8 protein-coding genes are annotated in these 10,715 nt (G+C 65.0%); 2 read left to right on the top strand and 6 right to left on the bottom strand.

Translation table 11 applies throughout. The annotated features are described in order from the left end of the window. Positions 1–52: 52 nt before the first annotated feature. Positions 53–286: a hypothetical protein gene (locus tag XH87_RS30825; protein ID WP_035709369.1), complete on the bottom strand. Its 234-nt coding sequence runs from the start codon at positions 284–286 to the stop codon at positions 53–55. Positions 287–749: 463 nt separating this feature from the next. Between XH87_RS30825 and XH87_RS30820 the strand changes: the two genes are divergently transcribed. Then, on the top strand, positions 750–1,247 hold the full coding sequence (locus XH87_RS30820; RefSeq protein WP_035709366.1) for a hypothetical protein: 498 nt from the start codon (positions 750–752) through the stop codon (positions 1,245–1,247). Between the two features lie 250 nt (positions 1,248–1,497). On the opposite strand, the gene XH87_RS30815 is transcribed toward XH87_RS30820, so the two are convergent. From XH87_RS30815 to XH87_RS30800, 4 genes are all read right to left on the bottom strand, one after another. After that, positions 1,498–3,864, bottom strand: a complete 2,367-nt coding sequence (locus XH87_RS30815; protein WP_271590133.1) for an efflux RND transporter permease subunit — start codon at positions 3,862–3,864, stop codon at positions 1,498–1,500. A 209-nt stretch (positions 3,865–4,073) separates the two neighbouring features. Continuing rightward, a complete protein-coding gene (gene eutC, locus XH87_RS30810) occupies positions 4,074–4,859 on the bottom strand; it encodes an ethanolamine ammonia-lyase subunit EutC (protein WP_271590132.1) in 786 nt (261 codons plus the stop codon). A gap of 6 nt (positions 4,860–4,865) precedes the next feature. After that, complete coding sequence (locus XH87_RS30805) at positions 4,866–6,452, bottom strand: B12-binding domain-containing radical SAM protein (protein WP_035709358.1); 1,587 nt, start codon at positions 6,450–6,452, stop codon at positions 4,866–4,868. A 158-nt stretch (positions 6,453–6,610) separates the two neighbouring features. Then, positions 6,611–7,993 (bottom strand): ethanolamine ammonia-lyase subunit EutB, encoded by a 1,383-nt coding sequence (locus XH87_RS30800; RefSeq protein ID WP_271590131.1) that lies wholly within the window; start codon positions 7,991–7,993, stop codon positions 6,611–6,613. Between the two features lie 223 nt (positions 7,994–8,216). Here XH87_RS30800 and XH87_RS30795 point away from each other — a divergent pair, with 223 nt between their 5' ends. After that, positions 8,217–9,956, top strand: a complete 1,740-nt coding sequence (locus XH87_RS30795; protein ID WP_271590130.1) for a methyl-accepting chemotaxis protein — start codon at positions 8,217–8,219, stop codon at positions 9,954–9,956. 84 nt (positions 9,957–10,040) lie between these two features. Here XH87_RS30795 and XH87_RS30790 read toward each other — a convergent pair whose 3' ends face one another. After that, a complete protein-coding gene (locus XH87_RS30790; protein ID WP_035709348.1) occupies positions 10,041–10,616 on the bottom strand; it encodes an HdeD family acid-resistance protein in 576 nt (191 codons plus the stop codon). Positions 10,617–10,715: the final 99 nt, after the last annotated feature.

Raw genomic sequence — 10,715 nt, 5'->3', positions numbered from 1 at the left:
ATCCGACCCCAAAGGCGGCTCCGGGATTCGCCTTTGGGGTCAATGGCCGGGCTTATTGGTTGTGGTTCTTCAGCACCTGGTCGCAGGCCTGCGAGATCTTGGTCCGGTTCTCCTTGAGGCAGGCCAGGATGGTGAAATCGCCCTGGTCGATGACCGGACGGCAGAACTTCTGCACGTCGCGCGTGCAGGCCTTCTGCTCGGCGTCCGTGCCACGCCCTTGTTGGGCGAACGCCACCGTCGAAAAAGATGCCGACAGCAGGGTGAGAGCGACGAGAAGCTTACGCATTGTATTCCTTCATTCTGACGGCAGAATCGCACCGGGCCCGGACTGCGCAGGGCGGACGACCGGAACGGACTATTCTGATGGCAAGTCGCCGCGCGGAAAGTGCGGCCTCAGAGAAGGCACAAGCACTGGCAAATGCGGCCAAATTGGCGCCGCGCCCGCCAAATCAGGTCTTCTCTCGACCTTCATTGGCAGATGTAAGAGATTGATACTACGTCATAATTCAGACAAGGCGCATTTTGCTGCATGGCTGTTGCAGCGCTGCATCTCTACGACCCGCCGTTTCGGCCGGAAACATGCCGAAACACGGCAGATCGCAGGGCCCGGGCACCCCGCCGGTATCCCGTGAACCGCCATCCCTGGTGCCTGCTTGTTGAACCTGACACAGGCTCGGAACACTAAACCTTCGATGTGGCGAGACGTCTTCGATCTAGGACGGACGTCGTTCCAAAACGGGATATTTGAGATGAAATTCTTTGGGCGATCTGGACTGGCAATCAAGGCGGCCGGCATCGGGGCGGCGCTGCTCTTCTCAGTCTCGGCAAGCCATGCTCAGTCGTCCGGACCGTTTGCCGGCTTCGACGGCGCCTGGACCGGCACCGGCACGGTGTCGTTGTCCGACGGCTCCACCGAGCGCATCCGTTGCAAGGCCGACTACAAGGTCGCCGGCGGCGGCCTCAATCTGAAGCAGGCGCTGCACTGCGCGTCCGACAGCTACAAGTTCGACCTCACCAGCGACGTGACCAGCCAGGGCGAGCGCATCTCCGGCAATTGGAGCGAGTCCAGCCGCAATATCTTCGGCAATCTCCAGGGCACCGCCGGCGGCGGCCAGATCGACGTGTTCGTCGAGGCCAACGGCTTTGCCGCCAACCTTTCGTTGCGCACCAACGGCACCAAGCAGACGGTGCAGATCTCTTCCAAGGGCGAGATCCGCGGCGTCAACATCACGATGACGAAGGGCTGACGCCCTTCCCGCTCCGATGGGGAAAAAGCCCCCGGTTCTTGCGAGCCGGGGGCTTTTTGCCGACATGGACCAGGTTCGCAGGTGTCCGCTCGAGACCAACGGGGCGAAAAAGGTGGTTGAATCGCCACCCCGCCTCCGCTGAAATCCCACGATCGAGTTGTCGTGCCGCATCGTCCGCATGGCGCCCCGGCCGGAATATCGGCTCAGCCGTTCAGGCTGCGCCGAACCCATGTCCGATGAATGAAGCCGCTCAGATCGCCGGCTTGTCCGGCCCTTGCAGCTTACCGTGCAGGTTGATCAGCCACATCGCCGTCGGCCGCAGGATGAAGAGGTCGGCGACGAGCGCCATCACCATCGAGAAGGCGCTGAGCCAGCCGAACAGCCGCAGCGACGGCAGGTCCGAGAACACGGTGACGACGAGGCCGCAGGCCAGCACCACCGTGGTCAGGATCAGCGCAGGTCCGACCAGAACAGTGGCGCGCTCGACCGCGAGCGCCGAGCCGACGCCCGGCTTGCTCTCGAGCCTCAAGCGGTTGAGGAAGTGGATGGTGGCGCTGAGGCCGAGGCCGAACGAGACGGTGAGCGCGACGACGCTGGCGAATTGCAGCCCCTCGCCCATCGCCCACAGCACCGTTCCCGACATCACCACCGGGAAGATGCCCGGCAGGATGCAGGCGAACATCACCACCCAGGAGCGGAACGCGAGGCCGATGAAGATCGCGACCAGCGCAAACTCGATGGTGAGGCCGTGGTTCAGCTTCTCGATCATGCTGGCCGAGTTGCGCGCAGCGATGGCGGCAAGACCCGTCACCGCGATCTCGTAGCCGGGATGCTTCTTGCGGACGGCGTCGAGCTCGTGGTCGAGCTTGTCGACGATCGGCAGCAGCTGGCTGGAATCCTTGTCCGGTACGCGGCCGGCGACCACGACGGCATCCTGCGCGGCATCGATGAACCGCCGCACCAGATGCTCGGGGATGACATTGACATATTCCTTCAACGTCGCCACGTCGGCGCTGCCCGCCCTCTCGGCCAGCCAGCGGCGTAGCGTCTCCAGCGACCAGACGTTGCCGACACCGGCCGTCTTCTCCACGGTCGCATGCACGTCGGCGATGGTCTGGAGCGTCTCCGGCGAATAGAGTGATTCGCCCTTGGGGAACTGGATCAGCACGTTGACCGGGTTGGCGCCGGTCAGCTTGGCATCGAGCCGGTCGCTGGCGGCGACCGCCTGGCGCTTGTCCGGCACCTGGTCGGCGAGCCGGTAGCGCGGCTCCAGATTGGCGTAGATGACGCCGAGGCCGCCGACGAACAGCACCGCGATCAGGCTGAACAGGCCGGGACGGCCCACCATGCGCACCGCGATCCAGTAACAGAAATTGCGCAGCGCCTGGACGCCGGCATCGGCGCCCTGGAACTTGACCGCGAAGACCTTCTCGTTGCGCACGAACAGCACGCCGAAAACAGGCACCAGCGACAGTACCGCGACCAGCGCGATGATGGTGGCGGCGAGCCCCGCCTCGCCGAACTTGCGGATCAGGTCGGAGTCGGAGAATTGCAGCGCGATGAAGGAAATGCCGGCCGTGCCGTGCGTCAGCACGCAGGCAGGTCCCACCACCAGCACCGCATTCTTGAACGCGGTGAACTTGTCCTGGCCCGCGATCAGCCGGTCGCGCGCGGCGAAGGTCAGCTGCATCGAGTCCGAGAAGCTGATGACCATGATGAGCGGCGTCATCACGTTCAGGAACATGTTGAGGTTGAAATTGGCCCAGCCGAGGGCGCCGAGCGCCAGCAGGATCGCGATCATCGGCGGGAACGCCGCCGCGATCATGAACGAGATCTTGCGGAAGAAGATGATGGCGATGATACAGCCGGCGAGGATGCCGAGGATGTTGTAGGTCAGCCCGTCGCGCTCGACCGCGTTGCGGATCTCGAGCTGCATCACCGGCACGCCGGAGAGCTGCACGTTGAGCCCGGTGTCGCCGAGGTCTTCCTTCATCAGCGCGCGGATGTCGCCCACGGTCTTGGTCAGCTTGTTGGAGGCGACCACCTCCGGATCGAGCGAGAGCACGATCAGCGCCAGCGTGCCGTCCTCCGACAACAGCTTGCCGCGGATGATCTCGTTGTTCTTGACGGTTTCGATGAACTTGTCATAGGCCGCGCCCTCGGGCAGATCGGCCGGGAACAGCGCCGCCGGCAGCTTGCCCGGCGCCGGTGCCTGACGCGCCGAGAACAGCGAGACCAGCCCGCGCGTGCCATCCACGAGTTGCAGGTCGGTGACGAAGTCGCGCAGCTTCTCCAGATTGTTCCGTGCCAGCAGAGTCTTGCCCTCGACCACGACGAGGACATCGAACTCCTCCGCGGGAAACTTCTTCGTCACCTCTTCGTACTGGCGGAATTCGCGGGTGTCGGAGCGGAACAGCTGCGACAGCGAATCGTCGATCTTGATCCTGTGGATGCCGAACACGGCGCCGACGATCAGGGCGAGCAGGACGATGCAGGAGACGATCGGCGCCCGGACGGCGATCAGCCCGAGGCGCTCCAGGCCGAAGGCGATCGAGGACGCAGGTCCCTGCTCGACCTTGTCGACATGAACCTCACTCTCGCTGTGCTTTTCGAGCATGCCTTGTCCAGTTCCTAGATCGGCTCGGTCTTGAGAGCTTATTGCGCTCCGCGAACGGCTTGAAAACGCCATACCAATGGGAGGCTTGGCCTTTGAAAATGCGCGGAAAATCGCCGCGAGGGGTTTAGCAGGTCAACAGGTCTTTTCGCAAGCTGGCGAAGCGGGGCCGAATCGATCAAGAAGCGGCGATTCCGGGTTCCAATCGCCTATCATCCCGACGACGCTGTGCCAATCTGGCGCGGCGCGCGGTCCGCGCTCTCGTCCTTCAAAGCCACGCCGGTGGTCTGCCGGGCGAGGCCCTCGCGGACGAGCCAAGCGATCTTGAACGCGGCCTCGTCGTAGCTCAACCCGGCGTGGTGGATGTTCGACACGCAATTGCGTTCGGCGTCGGTGCGGCCGGGCTTCGGCGCGAAGGTCAGATAGGCGCCGAGACTGTCGGGTGCGGACAGGCCCGGCCGCTCGCCAATCAGCACCGCGACCATGCGCGCACCGAGAATGGCGCCGATCTCGTCGCCGAGCGCAACGCGCGCGCCTGATGCGATAACGACATGGCCGATCGCGACGTCATCGCCCTGCGCGAGCAACGGCAACAGGCGCCTCACCACGATCGCCGCATGGGCGTGGACCGCCGCCGCGGACAGGCCGTCTCCGATCACGAGCGCGAGCTGGCACGGCGCCGAGGCGCTTCGTGCAAGGAGTTGCGCCGAGCCGGGTTCGAGCTGTCGTCCCAGATCCGGCCGCCGCAGATAGTCGCTGCGATCGACCGCCCGGCTCCTCACCTCGGTCACGGCAAGCCCGAGGGCGCCGAGATCGGCGACCAGACGCAGCGTGTCGAAGGCCGCATGTACGGCATCGCGCGCGCGGGCATGGTCCAGCGTGAAATCAAGCAGCGCCCTCGTCGGCATGCTCGCGCCGCTGCGCCCGAGCGCGACCCGCGCGGGCGTGAACGCCCGCAAATCGCGGGCCGGACGGCGCGGCGGAACCGGATCAGACATGTCGCATCATTCGGCGGGAACGGCGGCCTCGCGCAGGCGGATCGAATAGTTCGAGGCGTTCTGCTTGCCGCTGGAAGCCGCGCGCGCAAAGGTGATGAGATGGTGCGCGATCAGCGTGCAGCCGATCAGGCCTTCGATGTCGCCGCGCCTGATGCGCCCCAGCGCAAACTTCCAGAACACGCGCCTGTAGTCGCCGAGCACGCCGACCTTCCAGAAGATGTTGCGCAGCATGACGAGGCCGCGCCGGATGTTCGGCCAGGTCTTCATCTCGTCCGGCACCGGCATCTTGAGGCGGCGCGCATAGACGTGGTCGCATTGATACTGATAGCGCGCGTAGACCTTCTCGGGCGCATAAGCCACGCTCATCGCGTGTTTCCAGGATGCGACGACTTCGTCATAAGGCAACAGGAAGTCGACGTTGGAATCGCGGCCGTCGTCGTGGACCAGGCGGCCCTCGCGCTCCAGACGGTCCCATAGCGGCGTCTTCGGCAGCGCCTGGAGCAGATTGATGGTGAGCAGCGGAATCCGGGACTCCTCGACGAAGGCGAGCAACGCCTCCGAGGTGTTCGGCTTGTCGGTGTCGAGCCCCATGATGATGCCGGAGACCACCTCCATGCCGTGGGAGTTGATGGCGCGCACGCCCTCCAGGATCGGGACCATCATGTTGTGGTCCTTGTGCATCGCCTTCAGCGCATCGGGGTCGGGCGTCTCGATGCCGCAGAAGATGGTGACGAAATAGGCCTCGCGCATCTTCTCTAGGATCTCGGGCCGCTTGGCGATGTTGAGCGTCGCCTCGCAGGCGAGCCGCACCACATAGCCGGTCCGCTTCTGCCATTCGACCAGATGCGGCAACAGGTCCATCGCCGCCTTGCGGTTGCCGATGAAATTGTCGTCGACGAAATAAACCGTGTCGGTCATGCCGCATTCGCGCAGCCGGTCGAGCTCGGCGATGATCTGCTGCGGCGTCTTGATGCGCGGATTGCGGCCGTAGAGGCCGGGGATGTCGCAGAACTCGCACTGATAGGGGCAGCCGCTGGAATACTGGATGCTGCCGAGGAAGTACTTCTTCACGTCGGCAAGCTCGTAGGCGGGGATCGGAAACTCCGTCATCGCCACGCGATCCTTGGTGGTCAGCACCACCTGGGCCTCGGGACGCGAGGTGTCGCGCGACAGGATCTCGATCAGCTGGTTGGTGGCGTCGCCGAGCTCCCCGACATGCAGATAGTCGAAGGACGGATAGTAGTCAGGGCAGGCGCTGACCGATGGCCCGCCGAGCGCGACCGGCAGATCGAACTCATGGGCGCGACGGCAGATGTCGTTCATCTGCTGGCGCTGGATGTGCATGCCGCTGACGAAGACTGCTTCCGCCCATTCGAATTCCTCCCTCGTCGTGCGGCGCAGGTTCTCGTCGACGAATTTGACCTGCCACTCTTTCGGAAGGTAGGCGGAGATCAGCAGCAGTCCCTGCGGCGGCATGAAGGCGCGGACGCCGTCGGTCAAGGGATAGGAATGCTCGAACGTACCGAAGGACGAGGTGTAGCGCGGAAACACACAGAGAATCCGCCGGGACGTTCCGTTACTTTCAGCTCGCATCAAAGCTCCCCCGCCACGCTCGACCGATGGTGCGGAAATTGCCAGCCAGGACACCCAGCGTAATGCTGTCGCCGGAATTTCTCAATATTGTGGCAGAAGCATAATTCCGGGAGGCGCCGATGGTTTCCTCGACGGGAGAGTTGGCATCTTCCACCGCCTCACGCGATCAGCCGCGAGGCAAAATCCGGCAGCAGACCTGCATCGCCGGCCAGGCGGAAATCGGCGCCCGTAATGCCCGAGCGCGCCAGCCAGTCGTCGAATTCCGGCGCGCGGCGCAAACCGAAGACGTCGCGAACATAGAGCGCGTCGTGAAAAGACGTCGACTGGTAGTTCAGCATGACATCGTCGGCACCGGGGACGCCCATGATGAAGGTGACGCCGGCGGCGGCGAGCAGCGTCAGGAGATTGTCCATGTCGTCCTGGTCCGCCTCGGCATGGTTGGTGTAGCAGATGTCGACCCCGAGCGGCAGGCCGAGCAGCTTGCCGCAGAAATGATCCTCCAGTCCCGCCCGGATGATTTCCTTGCCGTCGTAGAGATATTCCGGGCCGATGAAGCCGACCACGCTGTTGACGAGCAGCGGGGCAAAGGCGCGGGCGACCGCATAGGCGCGCGCCTCGCAGGTCTGCTGGTCGACCCCGTGATGGGCGCCCGCCGAGAGCGCCGAGCCCTGGCCGGTCTCGAAATACATCACGTTCTGCCCGACCGTGCCGCGCCTCAGCGACAGCCCGGCCTGCTGCGCCTCTTTCAGAAGTGCGAGGTCGATGCCGAAACTGCGGTTGGCAGCCTCTGTGCCGGCGACCGACTGGAAGACGAGGTCGACCGGCACGCCCTGCCCGATCAGCGACAGCGTCGTGGTAACATGGGTCAGGACGCAACCTTGCGTCGGGATCATCAGCCGCGCAATGATTTCGTCGAGCAGCCGCAGCAATTGCGCGATGACGGCGGGATCGTCGCTCGCGGGATTGATGCCGATGCAGGCATCGCCGGCACCGAGCAGGATGCCATCGAGGATCGAGGCGGTGATGCCCCTGGCGTCGTCGAACGGATGGTTCGGCTGGAGCCGCGTGCTCATCCGCCCCTTCAGCCCGATGGTGTCCCGGAAGGCGGTGGTGACCTCGCATTTCCGCGCTGCGAGGATCAGATCCTGGTTCCGCATCAGCTTTGACACCGCGGCCGCTATCTCCGGGGTGATGCCGGGCGCGAGCTTGCGCAGGGCCTCCGATGTCGCAGCGTCTGACAACAGCCAGTCGCGGAAGGCCCCCACCGTGAGCGATGCCACCGGCGCAAAGGCCATGGCGTCATGGCTGTCGATGACGAGGCGTGTAACCTCGTCATTCTCGTAGGGGATGACCACCTCCTGCAGGAATTGGGCGAGCGGGACGTCGGCGAGCGCCATCCGGGCCGCGATCATCTGCGCGGCTGTGTCGGCGGCGACCCCGGCCAGCCGGTCGCCGGAGCGCGGCGGCGTCGCCTTGGCGAGGAGGTCGCGCAGGTCCGGAAACACGTAGCTCGTGGCGTCGATGGTATGGCGGTAGACCAAGGGCCTCTCCGGGATTCGTCGGCCAACGGCCGACTCCAAGACTATCCCGAAACTATACCTTCGGATCAAGACGCTGAAATATCTTACCTTTCGTTCGACCAAGGACGAAGAGAGGCAACCGGCGCGTTAACGCCGCATCCATCTTCATTCCGCATAGTTTCGCATCAATTTCGCACGACCCCGTTCACCGGCCGCTTCAGGCCATTCCGGGCCCCTGAACACCATGACATCAGACCGATCTGGGAATGCCATTGAGCTGGCAGGCCGCTTCACGCTTGCCGCCAAGCTCTACGCGATCTTCGCATTGTTCGCGCTGCTCACGGCGGCGATCGCGATGCTGTCCGACTACAACAGCCGCCGCAGCGCCGACCTGACCAGCGCGATCGAGACGGCGAATGCCGCCGCGCTGAACGTCGAGCGCGTCAACTCGCTGGTCTATGCGGTGGTGATGGAATCGCGCGGCGTCTACATGTCGACCGAACCCAAGGTCGTGAAGAAGTACGGCGACGGCCTGCTCAGGTTCAACGCCCAGATCCTCGACGTCGTGAAGCGCTGGGAGACCATCGTCAAAGCCGACGATGCCAGGCAGTTTGCCACCTTCAAGCAGCGCATCGAGCAGTTCGTCGAGTTCCGCAAGGAGTTGGTGCGCCGCGGCGTCGAGATCAATGCGGCCGCGGGCCGCGAATGGGGCGACAACGACGCCAACCGCGCCGTGCGCTCGGCGCTGAACAAGGATCTCGAGGCGCTGTCCAAGGTCTATGCCGAGCGCGCCAGGCAGATCGCGCAGCAGACCGAGACCAATCGCGAATTGTCCTTCGTGCTGACCTGCCTCGGCGGCGTGGCGCTCGCCCTCGTCGCGATCGGCATCGTCATCATCGCCCGCTCGATCGCCCGGCCGCTCGCCTCGATCACCGCCACCATCAAGCAGGTCGCCGACGGCGCCGAAAATGTCGTGGTGCCGCACTCGGACCGCGCCGACGAGATCGGCGCGCTGGCCCGCGCGATCCAGGTGTTCCAGGACGCCATGGGCCGCAACCGCAAGCTCGCCTCGCAAGTGTCGCAAGACGCCGCCGCACGCGAGAAGCGCGCCCGCGACATCGAACGGTCCGTCGAGGAGTTTCGCGAGGCGATCGGTGCGATCATGCGCGGCCTCAGCGACATCGCGTCGGTCATGCGCGAAACCGCGCAGAGCATCACGCGTGTCACTGCGGATGCGAGCAGCCGCGCCGGCACCGCGGCGAACGCCACCGAGCAGGCCTCGCACAACGTCACGGCGGTCGCAGGCGCGGCCGAGGAACTGTCGGCCTCGGTGGTGGAGATCGGCCGCCAGGTGCGGCAGAGCGCCGGCGCGGTCGAGCAGACCGGCCAGCGCACTGAGAAGTCGATCTCCGAGATCGAGAGCCTCGCCGCGGCCACGCAGCGCATCGACGGTGTGCTCAATTTGATCCAGGCGATCGCCGAACAGACCAACCTGCTCGCGCTGAACGCCACCATCGAGGCCGCGCGCGCCGGCGATGCCGGCCGCGGCTTTGCCGTGGTCGCCCATGAGGTGAAGGCGCTCGCGGGCCAGACCGCCAAGGCCACGGCCGAGATCAGCGAGAACGTCGCGATGATCCAGGCCTCGACCCGCAACGCGGTCGACGCCGTCCGCGAGATCGGCGGCGCGGTGCGCGAGATCAACGAGGTCACATCGGCGATCGCCGGCGCCGTCAGTCAGCAGGACGCCGCCACGCGCGAGATCTCGTCCAACGCACAAAGCGCCGCGCAGGGCAACGAGACGCTGGTGGCCAACATCACCTCGCTGCGCGACGCCATCGGCGAGACCGACACGGCGGCAGCTTCGGTGCTGACGGCGGCAAGTAGCCTGACCGCGACCGCGGACACGCTGTCGCGCGAGGTGGAGAAGTTCTTCCAGAACCTGCGGTCGGGGTCGGCGGACGTCCGCATCGCGAAGGCGGGATAGCGGCGCGGATGCCGCCGAAGAGGCCTCCGGCAAAAAAACGGAGTTCCCAAGGATGGTCCCGCGTCGAGTTGATGGCCTGCTGGCCTAACGCCGCTGCTTCAGGCCGAGGCCCAGGCTGACCCAGCCTGCGCCCGCCATGATCAGGTCGATGCCGAGGAACAGACCGAGGATGTAGACGCTGTTCACCGGCCAGCGCGCCAAGATCAGCAGCCCGAGCAGCAGCGTGATGACCGCCGACAGCGCCACCCAGACCCAAGGGCTTTCGCGCTTCATGCTGAAGGCGAGAAACAGCCTGACTGCGCCGGAGGCCAGCAGCGAAGCGCCGAGAAAGAGAGTGAGCAGCACGGCGGCGAAGAGCGGGTTCTCGAAGGTGAGGAATCCGGCAACGATGTAGAGCACGCCGAGCAAGGCCCAGATCAGGAACTTGCCCCAGCTTTTCACCTGGAATGCGCCGATCACCTCGGTCACGCCGGCAACGATCATCATCGCGCCGACCACGATCACGCTCGCCACCGTTGCCATCACCATGCTGCCGAGCGCGACGAAGCCGGCGATGAGGTAAACGACGCCGAGGGCAACGATCCAGCCCCATTTGGCATGTAGCGCCGAGATACCCGAGCCGAGACTGGAAGGATGAGACGCATCTGAAGTACTTGTCATGGCAGCCACTCCTGCATGCGAAGCCCGCGGGGACACGCCAGGATAGCACGCGCCGTACCGGGACAACAGCCAGCAGAGCAGCCCTCGCCTGCAGCAATA

Origin of the sequence: Bradyrhizobium sp. CCBAU 53415 (assembly GCF_028128735.1) — a bacterium.
Taxonomy (GTDB): domain Bacteria; phylum Pseudomonadota; class Alphaproteobacteria; order Rhizobiales; family Xanthobacteraceae; genus Bradyrhizobium.
Note: the sequence above shows the minus strand (reverse complement) of the source record. Positions and strands in the feature narration are given on the sequence as shown.